This is a genomic window from Pseudomonas sp. IT-P74, assembly GCF_949768175.1.
Taxonomy (GTDB): domain Bacteria; phylum Pseudomonadota; class Gammaproteobacteria; order Pseudomonadales; family Pseudomonadaceae; genus Aquipseudomonas.
Genome location: NZ_CATKQD010000077.1, coordinates 185,818 through 205,633 on the forward strand (window position 1 = coordinate 185,818; position 19,816 = coordinate 205,633).

13 protein-coding genes are annotated in these 19,816 nt (G+C 61.1%); 1 reads left to right on the top strand and 12 read right to left on the bottom strand.

Annotation, left to right across the window (positions count from 1 at the left end; genetic code table 11):
• Nucleotides 1–86 precede the first annotated feature (86 nt).
• The 9 genes from yccS to betI form a co-directional block, all read right to left on the bottom strand.
• Nucleotides 87–2,270, bottom strand: a complete 2,184-nt coding sequence (gene yccS / locus ACM6J5_RS25120; protein ID WP_095944450.1) for a YccS family putative transporter — start codon at nt 2,268–2,270, stop codon at nt 87–89.
• Between the two features lie 220 nt (nt 2,271–2,490).
• Entirely contained in the window at nt 2,491–3,669 is a 1,179-nt protein-coding gene (locus ACM6J5_RS25125) for an NAD(P)/FAD-dependent oxidoreductase (protein WP_414929535.1), read from the bottom strand.
• A 152-nt stretch (nt 3,670–3,821) separates the two neighbouring features.
• A complete protein-coding gene (dbpA, locus tag ACM6J5_RS25130; protein WP_256589093.1) occupies nt 3,822–5,159 on the bottom strand; it encodes an ATP-dependent RNA helicase DbpA in 1,338 nt (445 codons plus the stop codon).
• Nucleotides 5,160–5,264: 105 nt separating this feature from the next.
• Nucleotides 5,265–6,692, bottom strand: a complete 1,428-nt coding sequence (mdtD, locus tag ACM6J5_RS25135; protein ID WP_095944452.1) for a multidrug transporter subunit MdtD — start codon at nt 6,690–6,692, stop codon at nt 5,265–5,267.
• A gap of 148 nt (nt 6,693–6,840) precedes the next feature.
• Nucleotides 6,841–8,178: a TldD/PmbA family protein gene (locus tag ACM6J5_RS25140; protein WP_414929536.1), complete on the bottom strand. Its 1,338-nt coding sequence runs from the start codon at nt 8,176–8,178 to the stop codon at nt 6,841–6,843.
• A complete protein-coding gene (locus tag ACM6J5_RS25145; RefSeq protein WP_414929537.1) occupies nt 8,178–9,620 on the bottom strand; it encodes a TldD/PmbA family protein in 1,443 nt (480 codons plus the stop codon). The genes ACM6J5_RS25140 and ACM6J5_RS25145 overlap by 1 nt, the downstream gene beginning before the upstream one ends.
• 284 nt (nt 9,621–9,904) lie before the next feature.
• Nucleotides 9,905–11,605, bottom strand: a complete 1,701-nt coding sequence (gene betA, locus ACM6J5_RS25150; protein WP_095944874.1) for a choline dehydrogenase — start codon at nt 11,603–11,605, stop codon at nt 9,905–9,907.
• Nucleotides 11,606–11,756: 151 nt separating this feature from the next.
• A complete protein-coding gene (gene betB, locus ACM6J5_RS25155; RefSeq protein ID WP_414929538.1) occupies nt 11,757–13,229 on the bottom strand; it encodes a betaine-aldehyde dehydrogenase in 1,473 nt (490 codons plus the stop codon).
• A 62-nt stretch (nt 13,230–13,291) separates the two neighbouring features.
• Entirely contained in the window at nt 13,292–13,885 is a 594-nt protein-coding gene (gene betI / locus ACM6J5_RS25160) for a transcriptional regulator BetI (protein ID WP_095944876.1), read from the bottom strand.
• 381 nt (nt 13,886–14,266) lie between these two features.
• Here betI and ACM6J5_RS25165 point away from each other — a divergent pair, with 381 nt between their 5' ends.
• Nucleotides 14,267–16,207: a BCCT family transporter gene (locus ACM6J5_RS25165; RefSeq protein ID WP_414929598.1), complete on the top strand. Its 1,941-nt coding sequence runs from the start codon at nt 14,267–14,269 to the stop codon at nt 16,205–16,207.
• Between the two features lie 198 nt (nt 16,208–16,405).
• Here ACM6J5_RS25165 and choV read toward each other — a convergent pair whose 3' ends face one another.
• The 3 genes from choV to ACM6J5_RS25180 form a co-directional block, all read right to left on the bottom strand.
• Entirely contained in the window at nt 16,406–17,584 is a 1,179-nt protein-coding gene (gene choV / locus ACM6J5_RS25170; protein WP_095944878.1) for a choline ABC transporter ATP-binding protein, read from the bottom strand.
• Nucleotides 17,581–18,426 carry a choline ABC transporter permease subunit gene (choW, locus tag ACM6J5_RS25175; protein ID WP_095944879.1) on the bottom strand — a complete coding sequence of 282 codons (846 nt, stop codon included), beginning with the start codon at nt 18,424–18,426 and terminating at the stop codon, nt 17,581–17,583. Before choW ends, choV begins: the two co-directional genes overlap by 4 nt.
• A gap of 66 nt (nt 18,427–18,492) precedes the next feature.
• On the bottom strand, nt 18,493–19,437 hold the full coding sequence (locus tag ACM6J5_RS25180; RefSeq protein WP_095944880.1) for a choline ABC transporter substrate-binding protein: 945 nt from the start codon (nt 19,435–19,437) through the stop codon (nt 18,493–18,495).
• Nucleotides 19,438–19,816 lie beyond the last annotated feature (379 nt).

Below are 19,816 nucleotides of genomic sequence, written 5' to 3' on the forward strand. Positions count from 1 at the left end.
AGCTCCCACAGTAGATTTGCGTCGTTCACAAAACCAATGTGGGAGCGAGCTTGCTCGCGATGAGGCCCGCCCAGACACCACAGATCTCAATCCTCACTGGTGTCCTTGATCAGATGCGCTGCCAACGTCCTCAGCGGCCCCAACTGCCGGCAGATCAGCGCCAGTTGTGTCTGCACCAACCGCTGACCCTCATCGATTTCATCCGGCATCTGTTCCAGTTCATTGGCCAGTGCTTCTTCTTCATCGCTCTGAATCTCGATCGAAGACTTGCTCGCCAGCCCTTGGGCGATCGCGTCGATGCTGGCGGCCAGTTTCACCCCGGCCCCTTCGATCAAGTGCTCACGCACGTCCGCCGGCAGTTGGGTTTCCCGGTGCGCGCCCAGGCCCGACAAGTAGCTCAGAAGCGTGTGCGACAGGACCAGGAAGCGGAAGCCTACGTCCGCTTCCTTTCGGAAATGTCCCGGCTCCATCAGCATGTTGGCCAGTGTGGTCGACAGCGCCGCGTCGGCGTTGTGCGCGTTGCGGCGGGCCAAGCGGTAGGCCAGGTCGTCGCTTTTGCCCGCCGCGTATTGCTGCATGATCTGGCGCAGGTAAATGCTGTTGCAGGTCAGCGTGTTGGCCAGCACCTTGTTCAGGCGTCGGCCCTGCCAGTCCGGCAGGAACAGGAACACTGCGAGGCCGGCGATCAGGCTGCCGAGCAAGGTATCGAACAGCCGTGGCAGGAACAGCCCGTAACCGTCACCCACCTGGTTGAAGCAGAACAGCACCATCAGGGTGATTGCCGCCGTCGCCAGGGTGTAGCGGGTGGTGCGGTTGGTAAAGAACACCACCCCGGCGGCAATGGCGAAACACGACTGGATCAGCGGGTTCGGGAATAGGTCGAACAGCGCCCAGGCCAGGGTCAGGCCGATGGCGGTGCCGATGATCCGCTGACCGAGTTTGCGGCGGGTGGCGCCGTAGTTCGGTTGGCAGACGAACAGCGTAGTAAGGATGATCCAGTAGCCTTGGGACGGGTGAATCAAATGCACCATGGCGTAGCCGATGCTCAAGGCCAGGGGCAATCGCAGGGCATGGCGGAACAGCAGCGAGGTCGGCGTCAGCTGCGTGCGCAAGCGCAGCCACACGTCTTTCAGGCTACGCGGCGAACGGTCGAGCAGGCTGCTGTCGGTGGCGTCGGCCAAGGCGTCGGGGTTACTGGCATCGCTGAGCAAACGGTCGAGGGTACCGAGGTTGGCCGCCAGTGCCCGCAGTGAACGCAGCAAGCCGCGCCAGGCCGGGTTGCTCTGGATGCGCAGGTGTTCGAGAGAGGCATCCAGGTCGCTCAGGGCCTCGGCAAAACCGGCGTCATAGGTGAACGGCTGACGCATCTGGATCGATTCGGCCAGGGCCCGGCATGCCTTGCCTTGCTGGCGCAACAGGCGTTGGCAACGGAACAGCACATCGCTGTGGAAGAAGGCATCGGCCAAGGCGTTGTAAGGGTAGTGCGATGAGCTGGCGCGTTCGTGGATGTCCTGAGCGAGGAAGTACAGCTTGAGGTAGCGGCTGACTTTCGACCCCGGGCGACCGTTGCCGACCCGGTGCAGGATGATCTCCTTGGCGGCGTTCAGTGCCGCTACCACCCGGCCGTTCTGCTGGGCCAATTCCAGGCGCCGCGCCTCCACGTCCATCTGCCGGATCGGCTCGAACAGCGAGGATTTGAGCTTCAGGTAAAAGCCCAGCTCGCGGAACAGGCGCGCCAGGCTCTGTTGCACCGGCTGATTGGAAAACAGCGCCTGCCACAACACCGAGAGCACGCCGTACCAGGCAGCACCGGCCACCAACAGCAGGGGTTCGTGCCAGAAGTCGGTGACCGCGCCACCACGCTGGTCCACACCGATCATGGTGTAGACCGACAGGATCAGCGTCGCCGAGGCAATCGCGCCATAGCGCTCGCCGAGGGCGCCGAGCATGGTCAGGCAGAACGCGGCCAGGGCGAAGGCAATGATGAAGAGGTAGGGGTAGGGGAAGAGCAGTTCGACGGACAGAGCGGCAACCGCGAAACACACCAGCGTCACCGCCAGTGCGTTGAGACGGCCCTGCCAGCTGTCGTCGGTCTCGGCCAGGGCACTGGCGATAATCCCCAGGAACAAGGGGATCAGCAGGCCCATTTCATCCTGATACCAACACAGCGCCATGGTGCCGGTCAGGGCAATGAATACCCGCACGCTGTAGCTGAATTTATCCAGCGCCCAAAGGCGACGCAGAGACTGGCGGAACGAAGTCGATGACATGAAATGCGAAGGCCTTCCGAGGCAATGACGCTAAATTGAGCCACTAATGACGCCGACGCAATGGCGTCGATCACATCAGACAGCAAAATCTGTTCCTTGATACCACACGTATTCAATGTAGGAGCGAGCCTGCTCGCGATGAGGCCGGTACATTCAATATTGATGTCGACTGTTAGGCCGCTATCGCGAGCAGGCTCGCTCCTACAGGTTTTGGGTTGGATCAGACGTACTGCGCGGCCGCGTAGCCAGAAGCCCAGGCCCACTGGAAGTTGAACCCGCCCAGATGCCCGGTCACGTCCAGCACTTCACCGATGAAGTACAGCCCCGGGCTTTTCAGCGACTCCATGGTCTTGGACGACACTTCATTGGTGTTGACCCCACCCAGGGTCACCTCGGCGGTGCGATAGCCTTCGGTGCCGGCGGGCACGACTTTCCAGCTCGCCAGTTTTTCCGCGATATCGGCCAGCTCCGCGTGGGTATACTGCTTCATCGGTTTGGAGGCGAACCAGTTGTCCGCCAACAGATTGGCCATCTTTTTGGTGAAAATTTCACCGAGCAGGGTTTTCAGCTCGCTGTTGGGACGTTCGGCCTGTTGCTGTTGCAGCCAGCCCGGTACGTCGTGATCCGGCAGCAGATTGATCTCGACGGTATCGCCGGATTCCCAGAACGACGAGATCTGCAATATCGCCGGGCCGCTGAGGCCGCGGTGGGTGAACAGGATGTTCTCGCGGAAGCTCTGGTCGTTGCAGCTCACCAGGCAATCCACCGATGTACCGGACAGCTCGGTGCACAAGGCCTTGAGCTGATCGGTGATGGTGAACGGCACGAGACCGGCGCGGGTCGGCAGCAATTCGTGGCCAAACTGCCTGGCGACCTGGTAACCGAAACCGGTGGCGCCCAGGGTCGGGATCGACAGGCCGCCGGTGGCGATTACCAGGGATTCGCAGGTGATTTGGTCGAGTGTCGTGTCCAGCAGGTAGCCGCTTTCGAGCTTCTCGATGGTCTGGATCGAGGTGTCCAGGTGCAGGCTGACGCCGACCTGATCGCACTCGTTGAGCAGCATTTCGAGGATGTCGCTGGATTTGTTATCGCAGAACAACTGGCCGAGTTTTTTCTCGTGGTACGGCACGCCGTGCTTGGCCACCATGCCGATGAAGTCCCACTGGGTGTAACGGGCCAGGGCAGATTTGCAGAAGTGTGCGTTCTGCGAGAGGAAATTGCCCGGTTCTGTGTACATGTTGGTGAAATTACAGCGGCCACCGCCCGACATCAGGATTTTCTTGCCGGCCTTGTTGGCATGGTCGAGCAACAATACCTTGCGCCCACGCCCGGCGGCGGTCAGTGCACACATCAACCCTGCGGCGCCAGCGCCAATGATCACGACTTCGGTAGAGCGCAAAACGGTGTCCTCTCAATGACTCGCCACAAAACAAACTGTGGGAGCGAGCCTGCTCGCGAAAGCGGTGTGTCAGTCAACCATAGGCTAAATGACAGATTGCATTCGCGAGCAGGCTCGCTCCCACAGGGGATCTTCTTTGGTTGGAAGATCGCTTACAAAATGCGAACGCGCAACGAACGGCCCTTGATCTTGCCATCGTTCAAACGCTGCAAGGCCTGCTTGGCGACGCCGCGCTCCACGGCCACATAGGCCTGGAAGTCGAAAATCGCGATCTTGCCGACCTGGGCGCCGGGGATGCCGGCGTCACCGGTCAGTGCGCCAAGAATGTCGCCCGGGCGAACCTTGTCCTTGCGGCCGGCAGCGATGCACAGGGTGCTCATCTGCGGCAACAGCGGGCCGCCACCCTTGGAGGTGAGGTTGTCCACCTGGTCCCAGGTCAATGGGGTCTTCTGCAATTGCTCGATGGCCTGGGCGCGCTGTGCTTCGGACGGCGCCACCAGGCTGATGGCGAGGCCTTTCTCACCGGCGCGACCGGTACGGCCGACGCGGTGAATGTGGATTTCCGAATCACGGGCCAGCTCGACGTTGATCACCATGTCCAGAGAGTCGATATCGAGGCCACGGGCCGCGACGTCAGTCGCCACCAGCACCGAAGTACTGCGGTTGGCGAACATCGCCAGCACCTGGTCGCGGTCACGCTGTTCCAGATCGCCGTGCAGGCCGACGGCGGAGATGCCTTTGGCGGTCAGGTGATCGACGGTTTCCTGAACCTGCTGCTTGGTGTAGCAGAAGGCCACGCAGGAGGCCGGGCGGAAGTGGCCAAGAACCTTGGTCACTGCGCTCATGCGGTCATCCGGCGAAATCTCGTAGAAGCGCTGTTCGATCTGCGTGTCGTCGTGGAACGCCTCGGCCTTCACCTGCTGCGGGTTGCGCATGAACTTCGAGGCCAGCTGCTTGATGCCTACCGGGTAGGTGGCGGAGAACAACAGGGTCTGGCGACGCTCCGGGGCCTGCATGATGATTTCTTCGATGGAATCGTAGAAACCCATGTCGAGCATGCGGTCGGCTTCGTCGAGGATCAGGGTGTTCAGGCCGTGAAGGACCAGCGAACCTTTGCGCAGGTGCTGCTGGATGCGCCCCGGGGTGCCGACGATGATGTGCGCGCCGTGTTCCAGCGAAGCGATCTGCGGGCCGAGGGACACGCCGCCGCACAGGGTCAGGACCTTGATGTTGTCTTCGGCACGGGCCAGGCGACGGATTTCCTTGGCGACCTGGTCAGCCAGCTCGCGGGTCGGGCACAGGATCAACGCCTGGCAACCGAAGTAACGCGGATTGATCGGGTTCAGCAGACCGATGCCGAAGGCGGCGGTCTTGCCGCTGCCGGTCTTGGCCTGGGCGATCAGGTCCATCCCCTTGAGGATCACCGGCAAGCTTTGCGCCTGGATCGGCGTCATCTGGGCATAACCGAGGGAGTCGAGGTTAGCCAGCATGGCGGCGGACAGCGGCAAAGTATTAAATTCGGTGGCGATGGTGGTCACGGGACTGGCCTGCAAAACAAAATGTCGCGCAGTGTACCAGTCCAGTGGCCATTCGCCCTAAGGCTCTATGTGTTCTTCCGGACGCTTAACTCGCCGTCCGTCATTTTTTGACAGTTGCGAGAAGATCGTCGCGGCCAGCATCGCCATGATTCCCACGGTCACGAAGGTCAATTGGAATGCCCCCAGGACCGTGTCCACGCCATCATTGCCAATTTCCGCGGTAAAGCCACCGAGCAGCGCACCCGCGCAGGCAACCCCCAAGCTCAGGGACAACTGTGCGACCACCGACAGCAAACTGTTGCCGCTGCTGGCGCTGGCGTCGTCGAGGTCGATCAGAGTCACGGTGTTCATCGCGGTGAACTGCAAGGAGTTGATCGCCCCGAGGATCGCCAGCAGGCACAGCAGCAGCCAGTACGGCGTCTGCTCGCTGACCAGGCCCATGCTCGCCAGCATGATCCCCAGCGCCAGGGTATTGCCGGTGAGCACGATGCGGTAACCCAGGCGCTCGATCAGCGGCCGCGCCACCCACTTGGCGATCATCGCCGCCGCCGCCAGCGGCAACATGCTCATCCCGGCTTGGGACGGCGAATAGCCCAGCGCCACTTGCAGCAGCAACGGCACCAGAAAGGGCAGGGCGCCGCTGCCGAGGCGGGCGAACAGATTGCCGAGAATGCCGACGGCAAAGGTTCGGGTCTTGAACAGCGACGGCGCGAACAACGGGTTTTCGATATGCCCGGCGCGCAACCAGTACGCCGCCAGGCACGCCATCCCGCCAAACAGCAGCAACATCACCCGAAGGTGCGGCAAGTGCAGTTCGCCCAGGCCCTCCATGGCGATAGTGATCAGAATCATCGCCGCGCCAAACAGCACGAAACCCAGGCTATCGAAACGGGTGCGCTCGGAACCGCGCAGGTCCGGGATGAATTTCCACACGGCGTAGCAACCGACCAGCCCCACCGGCAGGTTGATCAGGAAGATCCAGTGCCAGGTCAGGTACTGCACCATCCAGCCGCCCATGGTCGGGCCGATCAACGGACCGAGCAGCCCGGGAATGGTGATGAAGCCCATGATCCGCACCAGTTCCGAGCGCGGGTAGGCGCGCAACACCACCAGCCGCCCGACCGGCAACATCAACGCGCCGCCCAGGCCCTGGATCACCCGGGCGCCGATCAACATGCTCAGGCTGCTCGACAATGCGCAGAGCAGCGAGCCGAGGCTGAACAGCAAAATCGCGCTGAAGAAGATTTTCCGGGTGCCGAAGCGATCGGCGATCCAGCCGGACGCGGGAATCAGCAAGGCGACCGTGAGCATGTAGGCGATGATCACGCCCTGCATGCGCAATGGATCTTCGGCGAGGTCCCGGGCCATGGCGGGCAGGGCGGTGTTGAGGATCGTCCCGTCGAGGGACTGCATGAAGAAGGCAATGGCGACGACCCAGGGTATCCAGCGGGCGGTCACAGCGTCGAGAGGTGGGCGGTTGGGCATGGGACCCCTTGTCAGTGTGAGCTTTACTCCGTTCCTGTAGGAGCGAGCCTGCTCGCGATGAATGTGAAGGCGCTGCGTTTTTCCAGGCAGCACGCGTCATCGTTCACGACCATCGCGAGCAGGCTCGCTCCTACAGGGGTAGGCGTGTTTACAGTGTCAAAGTTAGTCGGCTGACCAGCGCCCCAGGCAACAACGCCGAAGCCGTCGCCCGCTGGCTGTAGGTACTGGCCGATAGCAACAACTCCCGCTCTTCGGTCAATGCTTCCAGCTGCGAACCGAGCAGGCTGAAAGCGCTGTCATCAAAACGCATGGTGCCGACCGGTGTCTGGATCTCGCCGTTCTCGACCCAGAATGTGGCAAACCGGGTCATGCCGGTCAGGCGTGCAGCTGGTTGATCCGAGAAGTTCAGGTACCACAGGTTGCTGATGTACAACCCCGTGCCCAATTGCTTGAGGATGTCCGCGTCAGGCAATGCCCCGGCTTTCATGTTCAACGCGCTCGGCGATTCACCACCGCTGGCGCCATTGGCGGTCAAGCCGTATTCGGCGGCGCTGCGCGAGCTGACCAGTTGTGCCCCGGCCTTGCCGTCGACGATCAACTTAAGATCGTTGCGTGGATAACCTTCATCGGAAAACGCCGGGCTCAGCGAGCCGCTGACTTTTTCATCCAGCGAGACCAGCGGGCTGAACGCGCTGTCGCCACCGTAGAGCTTTTGCAGCGGGCTGCTTTTGCTGGCAATCGACTGTGCCGAGAAACCACCCCAGCACAGCATGCCCATGATTTCTTCCAGCGCCGCCGGTGCCAGGTAGGCGCGGTATTGGCCGGGCGGCAAAGTGCGCAGCGGCCGGCCCAGAAACTCAAGCTGTTCGCGGGCCTGCTGGAAGCGTCTGGCAAAGCCTTCGCTGTTCCAGTCGTGCCCGGCGTAGCTGGCTTTCACGGCCTGGCCGTTCTCGTGGAACAGGCTGAAGTCGAAGTTGAAACTGTTGGCCTGATGCCAGCCAAAGGCGCCCGAAGAACTGGCAAAGCCACGACTGATCGGGCCGGCAGCGTAGAACCCGACAAGGTCCAGGCCTTCGGCGGCCTGGGTGATTTGCGCGACGACCTGCTCGGTGTCCGGCAGCGGGTGCGACTGCACGTTGTTGCTCTGCCAGCCGTTGTGGTTGAGCAGCAGGTACGGGTCCGCAGGCAGCAGTGGCAGGGTTTCACGCAACTGTTGCAGACCTTCGCTCAGGCGCTGCGCATCCACCTGCGGATCGCCGGCCAGGGTGATGTGCAGGTCGGCATGGCGGCCTTCGTTGATCAGTTTCAGGCCGATACTCGCCTGCTGCACCTGACCGGCCTGGCGCACCTTGGCATGGTTGAATCGTACGAAGGCCGACGATTCTGCGGCGTAGCTGAGGGTGAACTGCTCGGGCTCGAGAAGCGCCTCACGCAAGCTGTTGACCAGCGCCTTGAACGACGCGGACTGGCTGTTTGAAGGATTCATCAGGCGTCTCCTCCGAATACATCAACGTTGCTGAACACGCAGGCCGGTGATGCGTGGCCGACGCGGATCACCTGGTTCGGTTCACCCTTGCCGCAGTTCGGTGTGCCGAGGACCTTCAAGGTACTGGCATCGCCGACGGCGCTGAGGCTCTTCCAGAACTGCGCGGAGATGCCCCGGTAGTTGGGGTTCTTCACCACGCCCTTGAGTTCGCCATTTTCGATCAGTTGGCCCCATTCGCAGCCGAACTGGAATTTGTTGCGCGCATCGTCGATCGACCATGAGCGGTTGGTCGACATCAGCACGCCGTGTTCGATGCCGCCGATCAGCTGTTCGATGGACCGATCGCCCGGCTCGATGTTGAGGTTGGCCATGCGGTCGATCGGCGGGCGGTTCCAGCCACAGGCACGGCTGTTGGCGACACCGTCCATGCCGGCACGGAATTGCGATAACGCGCCGCCCAGCGGACGCAGCAACAGGCCTTCGCGGATCAGGAACTGTTTGCTGGCAGGCGTTCCGTCGTCGTCATGGCCATAGCTGGCGAGCTCCTCGGGGATGTCCGGGTCGAAGGTTACGTTGAGCAGGCCGGAACCGTATTGCAGGCTTCCGAAATCACTGGCTTTGACGAAACTGGTGCCGGCGTAATTGCGCTCGTCGCCGAGGATGCGGTCCAGTTCCAGTGGATGGCCGATGGACTCGTGGATTTGCAGCATCATCTGGTCGGGCATCAACAGTAGGTCGCGTTTGCCTTGCGGGGTATTCGGCGCCAGGAGCAATTGCAGGGCCTGATCGGCCACCTGGGCTCCGGCACCGATCAGGCCGCAGCGGCTGATGACGTCCGCCGCGCCTTGCTGACCGAAGTTCTCGCGGCCAAGGCTGCGGGTCTGGCTGTCGCTGCCGTCGTAGGCCGTGACGTCCAGACCGGGGTACACAAAGCGTTGGGCCTGGCGCAGTTCGGCACCGGCGCTGTTGAGGTAGATCTGCTCGACGTGGGTGATACCGAGGCTGACCTGCCAGTTCACCAGGCGGTCATCCTTGGGCACTGCGGCGGATTCGGCGCCGAGCAACTGGTAGCAGTCGCTCAGGGACGGGAAAGCCTGATCGAGGTTGGGTGAAAAGTAATCGGCGCGGTCGCTGGAAACGGCTTGTTCGCGCAGGTCCAGCAAGGCGTGGGGCTTGAGTCGACGGGCCTGGAGTTCGGCGCGTTCGAGGGCGGCTTGCAGGCCCTGTTGCGACAGATCGTTGGTGGCCGCATAGGCCTCGACGCCATTGACCCGCACGGTCAGCATCGCCCCTTCGTCACGGCTCAGGCTCGGCGGTTCGGCGACGTTCTTGCGCACCGACAGGTACTGCCCGGATTCGCGCACATAACGCAGGGAAAAAAATTCGGCACCCGTGCGCAAGGCAGCGAAGCGCTGCTTGAGCTGGGGATGGAAATCGAACATTCGTGAACCTCCTGGAAATGGAGTGGCGATGGCGCGGTGCTGCGAGGAGAGGGGTGAAACGATTGCGTGGCGCTAGATTAGGCCTGCAAGGGGGGAGGATCAAGTGAAGAGGGGGTGTGGTAGGAATTACTGTGAATCAGGGAGAGGTGCGCTGATTTGTAGGGCCTCATCGCTGGCAGGCCAGCTCCCACATTTGATCTTCAGTGTTCACAAAATATGTGTTCACTACCGATCCCCTGTGGGAGCTGGCCTGCCAGCGATTAGCCGTAACGCAGTGTAGCGCCTTACGCAGTCTGGCTCAGTTCCCGCACCGGCTTGCCCTTCACCGGCGCTTCACCCGCCACATAGTAAGTGGCGGTGCTGCGCGGCAACGGCTTGCGGCCACGGATCTTGTCGGCGATTTTCTCGGCCATCATGATCGTTGGTGCGTTGAGGTTGCCGGTGGTGATGATCGGCATGATCGATGCGTCGACCACCCGCAGGCCTTGCATGCCATGCACGCGACCTTCGCCATCGACCACGGCCATTTCGTCGGTGCCCATCTTGCAGGAGCAGGACGGGTGGAACGCGGTTTCGGCGTGTTCGCGGATGAACTTGTCCAGTTGCTCGTCGCTCTGCACGTCGATGCCCGGGCTGATCTCGCGACCACGGAAGGCGTCCAGTGCAGGTTGCTGCATGATTTCCCGGGTCAGGCGGATGCCGTCGCGGAATTCCTGCCAGTCCTGCTCGGTGGCCATGTAGTTGAACAGGATGCTCGGGTGCTGGCGCGGGTCCTTGGACTTGGCCTGGATGCGCCCGCGGCTTGGCGAACGCATGGAGCCCATGTGCGCCTGGAAACCGTGCTCTTTCACACCGTTGCTGCCGTTGTAGTTAATCGCTACCGGCAGGAAGTGGTACTGGATGTTCGGCCATTCGAATTCCGGACGGGTACGGATGAAACCGCCGGCCTCGAACTGATTGCTGGCGCCAATGCCGGTGCCGTTGAACAGCCACTCGGCACCGATGGCCGGCTGGTTGTGCAAGAGCAGCGACGGGTACAGCGAGACCGGTTGGGTGCAAGCGTATTGCAGGTACAGCTCAAGGTGATCCTGCAGGTTTTCACCGACGCCCGGCAGGTCGTGGACCACCGGAATGTCGAGCTTGTTCAGCAGTTCGGCCGGGCCGACGCCGGAGCGTTGCAGGATCTGCGGCGAAGCGATGGCGCCGGAGCACAGCAGCACTTCCTTGCGCGCCTTGACCTCAACGCGCTCTTCAGCGGCGCCGACCAGGTAACGCACGCCGACCGCACGCTTGCCTTCGAACAGGATCTTGTCGGTCAGGGCGTGGGTGACGATGGTCAGGGTCGAACGCTTCTTGGCCACGTCCAGGTAACCACGGGCGGTGGAGGCACGACGACCTTTGGGTGTCACGGTGCGGTCCATCGGGCCGAAGCCTTCCTGCTGGTAGCCGTTCAAGTCTTCGGTACGCGGGTAACCGGCTTGCACGCCGGCTTCAACCATGGCGTGGAACAGCGGGTTGTTGCCGGCTTTCGGCGTGGTCACGCTGACCGGACCATCGCCACCGTGGTAGTCGTTCGGGCCGATGTCACGGGTTTCCGCTTTACGGAAATACGGCAGGCAGTCCAGGTACGACCAGTCTTCCAGGCCTGGCAGTTTCGCCCAGCCGTCGTAGTCCATGGCGTTGCCGCGGATGTAGCACATGCCGTTGATCAGCGAGGAACCACCCAGGCCCTTGCCGCGACCGCATTCCATGCGACGGCCATCCATGTGTGGTTCTGGGTCGGTTTCGTAGGCCCAGTTGTAGCGACGGCCTTGCAGCGGGAACGCCAGGGCGGCCGGCATCTGCGTGCGGAAGTCGAAACGGTAGTCCGGGCCGCCCGCTTCGAGCAGCAGGACGGTGACGCCGGCGTCTTCGGTCAGACGAGTCGCCAGGGTGTTACCGGCCGAGCCGGCACCGATGATGATGTAGTCGAATTCTTGGGACATTGAATGCACCCTCTTTGATGTTGGTCAGGTCTGGCCTTGGCGAGTGCTGTGCACTCGATCGCCAGCAGGCTGGCTCCCACAGGAGTACGCGTTCCAATGTGGGAGCCAGCCTGCTGGCGATGACGGCCTCGCAGGCGAAGCGGATATCGCCTTAGAACACCGAGACGTAATCGCCCAGCTCGACCTGTACCGATTTGATGCGGGTGAAGTTGTTCAGCGAACTGATGCCGTTCTCACGGCCGACACCCGACTGCTTATAGCCGCCAACCGGCATCTTCGCGTCGGACTCGCCCCAGGCGTTGATCCAGCAGATGCCGGCTTCCAGTTGATGAATCACGCGGTGCGCGCGGTTCAGGTCCTTGGTGACGATACCGGCAGCCAGGCCGAAGTCGGTGTCGTTGGCGCGGCGGATCACTTCTTCCTCGGTTTCGTAGGACAGGATCGCCATCACCGGGCCAAAGATTTCTTCACGCACGATGGTCATGCCGTCGGTGCAGTCGGTGAACACGGTCGGCGCCACGAACGCACCCTTGGCGAATTCGCCGTCGGTCAGGCGCTCACCGCCGCACAGCAGGCGGGCACCTTCTTCCTTGCCCTTGGCGATGTAGCCCAGCACGCTTTCCATGTGCGCAAAGCTGACCAGCGGACCGAAATTGGTGTTTTCGTCTTCCGGGTTGCCGATGCGGATGCGTGCAACGCGCTCGGCGATCCTGGCTTCGAAAGCGGCCTTCAGGTGAGCCGGTACGAACACGCGAGTGCCGTTGGTGCAGACCTGGCCGGAGCTGTAGAAGTTGGCCATCATCGCGGTGTCGGCGGCGCGATCGAGGTCGGCGTCGTCGCAGATGATCAGCGGGGATTTGCCGCCCAGTTCCATGGTCACGTCCTTGAGCGAAGAGCTCGAAGCGCTGGCCATGACTTTCTTGCCGGTGTCGGTGCCGCCGGTGAACGAAACTTTCTCGATGCGCGGGTGCTCGGTCAACCAGGTGCCGACTTCACGGCCGCTACCGGTCAGGACGTTGAACACACCGTTTGGCACGCCGGCTTCGGTGTAGATCTCGGCCAGTTTCAGGGTGGTCAGCGAGGTGACTTCGCTTGGCTTGAAGATCATCGCGTTACCGGCCGCCAGGGCTGGCGCGGATTTCCACAGGGCGATCTGGATCGGGTAGTTCCATGCGCCGATACCGGCCACGACGCCCAGCGGCTCGCGACGGGTGTAGACGAACGAAGTGGTGCGCAGTGGAATCTGCTCGCCTTCGATGGCCGGTACCAGGCCTGCGTAGTACTCCAGCACGTCAGCGCCGGTGACGATGTCGACGTAGCGGGTTTCAGAGTAGGCCTTGCCGGTGTCCAGGGTTTCCAGGGCGGCCAGTTCGTCGTTGCGCTCGCGCAGGATTTCCACGGCACGACGCAGGATGCGAGAACGCTCCATGGCGGTCATGGCGGCCCAGATTTTCTGGCCCTTCTCGGCGCTGACGACGGCACGCTCGACGTCATCGAAGGTCGCACGTTGCACTTTTGCGAGGACTTCACCGTTAGCCGGGTTGATGGCTTCGAAAGTGGCGTCGCTGCTGGCGTCGCTGTACGCGCCATCGATGTAGAGTTTTTGCAGTTCGAAACGGGCCATAAAGTCCTCGCAAGAGCATTAAGTGGCTGGCGCGGTTCGGTGGTTGAGCGTTTATGTGTGCTCTAACTCACCCGCTTTGCCAGTTGGGTATCCATGTATTCGTAAGCAATCTGTTGCGCCTGCTCGGTGTCGAAAGCGTCTCCCGACAGCGCGCCGCGCAACCACAAGCCGTCAATCAACGCTGCCAGGCCTCGGGCGGCACTGCGCGCATCCTTGAGCGGCAGCACGCGGCGGAACTGGCAGCACAGGTTGGAATACAGGCGGTGATCGTTGATCCGCTGCAACCTGTGCAAAGACGGCTGGTGCATGCTGGTGGCCCAGAAGGCCAGCCAGGTTTTCATTGCCGGGCCATTGACCTGGCTGGCGTCGAAGTTGCCTTCGATGATCACCTGCAGATGTGCCCTCGGGCTGTCATCTGTCAGCGCCAGTCGGCGCAGGGTGACGTTCTCGCTCAGGACGGCCATCAGGTACCCCATGGTGGCGGCAATCAGGCCGTTCTTGTCCTGAAAGTAGTGACTGATGATGCCATTCGAGACACCGGCCAAACGGGCGATCAGCGCAATGCTGGCGTCCCCCATTCCGACCTGATCGACGGCCTGCAAAGTGGCTTCGATCAATTGCTGGCGACGGATGGGTTGCATACCGACCTTGGGCATCTTGCACATCTCCTTAGGCCTTCCGGTGGACGTACGACGGCAACCGGGTTGAAGGCCAGTCTATTTTGTTTTGATTGAACGTTCAATCAACAAAGAATAAGATCTGCGACAAATCGTCGCTGCCTGCAGATTTTTCCTATATGTAGCGGCGGAAAAAACGACTTCCGAAACTGCTCGAAACCTACGCGCTGCGGCGCTCCAGGGGTTTCGGGCTTTTTTCGGGCTGTCTTTATATCACCCGCCGGTCGGCTGCCCACTAACCGATTGGTCGGGTAACCCGTTTGCCTTGCGTTCTTCTCTCGCACTGCCCGGAGCATCTGTGCCATGAGTTCTGCCTCGCTAATAAAGACCCCACCCGAGAAGGTGACGGTCAACGGTTGGGTGTTCTACACCTCTACCGCGTTGATTCTGTTGTTGACCGCCATTCTGATCATCGCCCCGCAAGAGGCCGGCAGAATGCTGGGTACGGCGCAAGCCTGGTTGTCCCGCAGCTTCGGCTGGTACTACATGGTGGTGATTGCCGCCTATCTGATTTTTGTCGTCGGCCTGGCGTTTTCGTCCTACGGCAAACTGAAACTGGGCAGCAAGGACGACACCCCGGACTTCAGCTACGGCGCCTGGGCGGGAATGCTGTTCTCCTCGGGTATCGGCATCTCGCTGCTGTACTTCGGCGCGTCGGAGCCCCTGGACCATTACTTCAACCCGCCGGAAGGCGTGGCCGGCAGCAACCTTGCCGCCCGACAGGCCGTTCAACTGACGTTCCTGCACTGGGGCTTGCATGGCTGGGCGATCTACGCGCTGGTAGGTTTGGCCGTGGCGTACTTTGCCTACCGGCATAACCAGCCGCTGGCGTTGCGTTCGGCGTTGTATCCGCTGGTGGGCGAGCGTTGGGTCAAGGGCGCGGCCGGACACGCGGTGGACGGCTTCGGCATGTTCGTGACCCTGCTGGGCCTGGTGACGAACCTGGGGATCGGTTCGCTGCAAGTGTCATCGGGGTTGGAAAACCTGTTCGGCATGGAACACAGCAACACCAACCTGCTGATCGTGATCATCGTGATGAGCACCGTGGCGACCATCGCTGCCGTGTCGGGCGTGGAAAATGGTATCCGCCGTCTGTCCAACCTCAACATCGTGCTGTTCAGCGGCCTGCTGATTTTCGTGCTGTTGTTCGGCCCGACCCTGCACCTGCTCAACGGCTTCGTGCAAAACGTCGGTGACTACCTGAACGGCGTGGTGCTCAAGACCTTCGATCTGTATGTGTACGAAGGCGACAGTGAGAAGTCCGACCGCTGGCTCGGCCTGTGGACCCTGTTCTACTGGGCCTGGTGGATTTCCTGGGCGCCATTCGTGGGCATGTTCATCGCGCGTATTTCCCGTGGTCGCACCGTGCGCGAACTGGTGGCCGGTGTGCTGCTGATTCCGCTGGGCTTCACCCTGGCGTGGCTGTCGATCTTCGGTAACTCGGCTTTGGACCTGGTGATGAACCATGGGGCGGTGGAGCTCGGAAAGACTGCGCTGGAACAGCCGTCCATGGCGATCTACCAGTTGCTTGAGCATTACCCGGCGTCGAAGGTTGTGATCGGCGTGTCGATCTTTGTCGGTTTCGTGCTGTTCCTGACCCCGGCGGACTCCGGCGCGGTGATGATGGCCAACCTTTCGTGCAAGGGCGGCAATGTCGATGAGGATGCGCCGCACTGGCTGCGGATTTTCTGGTCGGCGGTGATCACCCTGGTGACCATCGGCCTGCTGTTCGCCGGCAACTTCGAAGCCATGCAAACTATGGTAGTGCTGGCCGGTCTGCCATTCTCGGTGGTGCTGGTGTTCTTCATGTTCGGCTTGCACAAGGCCATGCGCCAGGACGTGCAGATCGAACAGGAGCAAGCGGAGCTAGCATCGCGCGGTCGCCGTGGTTTCAGCGAGCGCTTGACCCAACTGGACTTGCAACCGAGCCAGTCGGTGGTGCAGCGCTTCATGGACAAGCACGTGAGCCCGGCGCTGGAAGACGCGACGGCGCAAATGCGTGCTCAAGGCCTGCAAGTGCAGACACTGCTGGGCAAGTCCAAGCGTTGCATGGGCGTACGGGTGGAGATGGAAGAGGGCAACCCTTTCGTCTACGAAGTGAGCCTGGATGGCTACCTGGCCACACCGACCGAGTCGGCGCAGTCCGATGAAGCACGTCAGCGTTTCTATCGCGCCGAGGTGTACCTGCACAACGGCAGCCAGGACTACGACTTGATGGGCTTCACCCAGGATCAGATCACCCGTGACGTGCTCGATCAGTTTGAAAGCCATCGGCAGCTCCTTGGCCGGGTTTACAGCTAAGGTGTGAGTGACGCGGTGTTTCAGTCAGAAGCTCCGCGTCGGCATCATCGCCAGCAGGCTGGCTCCCACATTGGAATGCATTCCCCTGTGGGAGCCAGCCTGCTGGCGATGGGGCCTTCAACTTCAACACAGCAGCGCCCGCTGTCCAGATAAACAAAAACGCCGCGATTCTATCGCGGCGTTTTTGCATCTGTTGCCTTACCCCAGGTTCTTGCCGAGCAGTGCGTGATACAGCTCGCTGTCGCCAAGGATCCCCACCACCTTGTTGTTGTCGTGCAGCACCAGCTTGTTGCCGGTCTGATAACGAATCTGCAACGCGTCGCGCATGCCGATGCTGGAGTCCACCAGAGTCGGCTTGCGTTCCAGGCCTTCGACGGCTTGCCCAGGCATCCAGTTCTGCAGGTCCATGTTCGAGCCGTTCTTGCGCGCGCCTTTGATGGTGTTGCCTTCAGCCAGGTCCAGCCACGAATCGCCGCCCGGATCGAGACATACCGAACCGTTGATGCGTTTGCAGTTGTCCAGGCTGCGCATCAGGCTGCGGCCGCACAGCACGTTCAACGGGTTGGTGTGGGCTACGAAGGTCCGCACGTAATCGTCCGCAGGGTTGAGGACGATTTCTTCCGGTTTGCTGTACTGGATGATCCGGCCGTCCTTCATGATCGCGATACGGCTGCCGAGTTTCAGCGCTTCATCAAGGTCGTGGCTCACGAAGACGATGGTCTTGTGCAACTTGCGTTGCAGTTCCAGCAGCTCGTCTTGCAGGCCCTGGCGGATCAGCGGGTCGAGGGCCGAGAACGGTTCGTCCATCAGCAGAATGTCGGCGTCCATCGCCAGCGCACGGGCCAGGCCCACGCGTTGCTGCATGCCACCGGACAGCTCATCGGGTTTCTTGTTGCGCCACTGGGCCAGGCCCACCAGCTCAAGCTTTTCGTCCACCAGTTTGCGTCGTTCCTTTTCCGGACGACCCTGCATTTCCAGGCCAAAGCTGATGTTCTCGCGCACCGTCAGCCAAGGCATCAGGGCGAACTTCTGGAACACCATCGCGATGCGCTTGGTGCGCATCATTTTCAGTTCCGCCGGGGTACAGGAGGCAATGTCGATCTGCTTGCCTTCGTGTTCGACGAACAACTTGCCACGGCTGACGGTGTTGAGGCCGTTGATGCAGCGCAACAGGCTGGACTTGCCGGAACCGGACAGGCCCATCAGTACGCAGATCTCACCTTTTTCGATATCCAGGCTGGCCTTTTCGACCCCCACGATCTGCCCGGTCTTTTTCAGGATCTCGTTACGGGTCATGCCTTGATCCAGCAGCTTGAGCGCCTCGCGTGGATCCCTGGAGAAGATAACGTCAACGTTATCAAAGCGAATAATGCTCATGCATCACCCCCTACTTTGGCGTCGGGTTGTTTGCAGATACGGTCGAGCATGATCGCCAGCAGTACGATCGCCAGGCCTGCTTCGAAGCCCAAGGCGATATCAGCAGTGTTCAGTGCGTTGACCACCGGTTTGCCCAAGCCATCGGCACCCACCAGTGCCGCGATCACCACCATCGAAAGAGACAGCATGATGCACTGGGTGATGCCGGCCGCGATGCTTGGCATGGCGTGGGGCAGTTCGATCCTTGAGAGCAATTGGCGACGCGAGCAGCCGAAGGCCTTGCCGGCGTCCATCAATTCTTCCGGAACATCGCGGATACCCAGGTAGGTCAGGCGGATCGGCGCAGCGATGGCGAACACTACCGTGGAGATCAGGCCCGGAACCACACCCAGCCCGAAGAGGGTGAGGGTAGGAATGAGGTACACGAAGGTCGGTACGGTCTGCATCAGATCGAGTACCGGACGCATTAAAGTATAGAACATCGGCTTATGCGCGGCGACGATGCCCAGCGGCACGCCGATGACCACGCAGACCAGGGTGGCGAACAGCACCTGGGCGAGGGTTTCCATGGTTTCCTGCCAGTACCCCAGATTGAGGATCAGCAGGAAGGAGGCAACGACAAACGCGGTCAGGCCCCATTTGCGTTGAATGAAGTGTGCCAGTAGTGCGATCAGGCCGATCAATGCCAGCGGGTTGAACCAGGTCAGCGCAAACGTCACGCCGTGGATCATCGTTTCCAGTGTCACGGCGATGGCGTCGAAGGTGTTGGCGCCGTGTTGCGTCAACCATTCAACGAAGCCTGCGATGTACTGGCCTAGGGGTATTTTCTGATCAATCAGCATGGTAGTGAACGTCCGCATGCAAGGAAATAAACAGCCCGGGCAGGCGAACCTGCCCGGCATAAGCGATTACTGCAGTTTGGCTTTCACGGCCTCCAGGCCAGGTTTACCGTCAATGGTGGTCACGCCAGCGAGCCAGGTATCGAGCACCTGTGGATTCTTTTTCAGCCAGGCCTTGGCGGCCGCGTCAGGCTTCATCTTGTCGTCCAGGATGTTGCCCATCAGTTCACTTTCCATGTCGACGGTGAACTCCAGGTTCTTCAGCAACTGGCCGACGTTGCCGCACTCCTGCGCATAACCCTTGCGGGTGTTGGTCGCTACGGTGGCGGCACCGAAGTCCGGGCCGAAGAAGTCATCACCACCGGTCAGGTATTGAATCTTGAAGCGCTTGTTCATCGGGTGCGGCGCCCAGCCGAGGAACACCACGGCGGTGTCGCGTTTCTGCGCGCGGTCGACCTGCGACAGCATGCCGGCTTCGGAGGATTCGACGACTTTGAAACCGGCGGTCTTCAGGCCGAAGGCATCCTTGTCGATCATGCTCTGGATCAGACGATTGCCGTCGTTGCCAGGCTCGATGCCGTAGATCTTGCCGTCGAGCTCTTTCTTGAATTTGGCGATATCGGCGAAGTCATGCAGGCCCTTGTCGTACAGCGCCTGAGGGACGGCGAGGGTGTACTTGGCGCCCTTGAGGTTGGTGCGCACGGTTTCCACGGTGCCGGCATCGCGGTAGGCCTTGATGTCGTTTTCCATGGTCGGCATCCAGTTGCCCAGGAACACGTCCATGTTCTTGCCGTCGGCCAGGGACTTGTAGGTCACGGGCACGGAAATCATGGTGGTCTTGGTCTTGTAGCCGAGGGCGTTGAGCACAACGCTGGTGGTCGCGGTAGTCGCGGTGATGTCGGTCCAGCCGACATCGGAGAAGTTTACGGTACTGCATTGCGCCGGTTCTGCGGCTTGCGCCAGAACCGGCAGACTAAGCATGGCGGCCAACAACAACGACGGGGAACCTTTCATGGATGGACTCCTTGGTGTTTTTTTTGGCAGTGTTCCGACTGGACCACCGCACTTATAGGTTGCGGTTGGATGGCGTTCTGGAGACAGCTCTACCACGTCGCCTTGCAATCGAGTCGATATGATCATGTACCAGTGAAAATCTGACGCCTACAGGGTGCGTCGTATCCAGTACAGGGATGGTCGCATCCAGTGTCGGTGACGTCGTTTACAGATTTTTTCAGCCCGATTTCCCCCTCTGAACCGCAAAAAAACGGTGAAAACACAGCGTAAAAGACACGCGGCGCTGGTGGGCATGAGTGCGTCGGTTAGAGACGTCGAACAACTGGATAAAAGCTTGATGATGCGGTCATCTCGGCGGATTGCAGCTTGAGCGTAGCAG

Bases quoted from the DNA above. Each gene is read 5' to 3' on its own strand.
- yccS (WP_095944450.1), bottom strand. From the start codon at position 2,270: ATGTCATCGACTTCGTTCCGCCAGTCTCTGCGTCGCCTTTGGGCGCTG.
- dbpA (WP_256589093.1), bottom strand. From the start codon at position 5,159: ATGCTGGCTAACCTCGACTCCCTCGGTTATGCCCAGATGACGCCGATC.
- mdtD (WP_095944452.1), bottom strand. From the start codon at position 6,692: ATGCCCAACCGCCCACCTCTCGACGCTGTGACCGCCCGCTGGATACCC.
- ACM6J5_RS25140 (WP_414929536.1), bottom strand. From the start codon at position 8,178: ATGAATCCTTCAAACAGCCAGTCCGCGTCGTTCAAGGCGCTGGTCAAC.
- ACM6J5_RS25145 (WP_414929537.1), bottom strand. From the start codon at position 9,620: ATGTTCGATTTCCATCCCCAGCTCAAGCAGCGCTTCGCTGCCTTGCGC.
- betA (WP_095944874.1), bottom strand. From the start codon at position 11,605: ATGTCCCAAGAATTCGACTACATCATCATCGGTGCCGGCTCGGCCGGT.
- betB (WP_414929538.1), bottom strand. From the start codon at position 13,229: ATGGCCCGTTTCGAACTGCAAAAACTCTACATCGATGGCGCGTACAGC.
- betI (WP_095944876.1), bottom strand. From the start codon at position 13,885: ATGCCCAAGGTCGGTATGCAACCCATCCGTCGCCAGCAATTGATCGAA.
- choV (WP_095944878.1), bottom strand. From the start codon at position 17,584: ATGAGCATTATTCGCTTTGATAACGTTGACGTTATCTTCTCCAGGGAT.
- choW (WP_095944879.1), bottom strand. From the start codon at position 18,426: ATGCTGATTGATCAGAAAATACCCCTAGGCCAGTACATCGCAGGCTTC.
- ACM6J5_RS25180 (WP_095944880.1), bottom strand. From the start codon at position 19,437: ATGAAAGGTTCCCCGTCGTTGTTGTTGGCCGCCATGCTTAGTCTGCCG.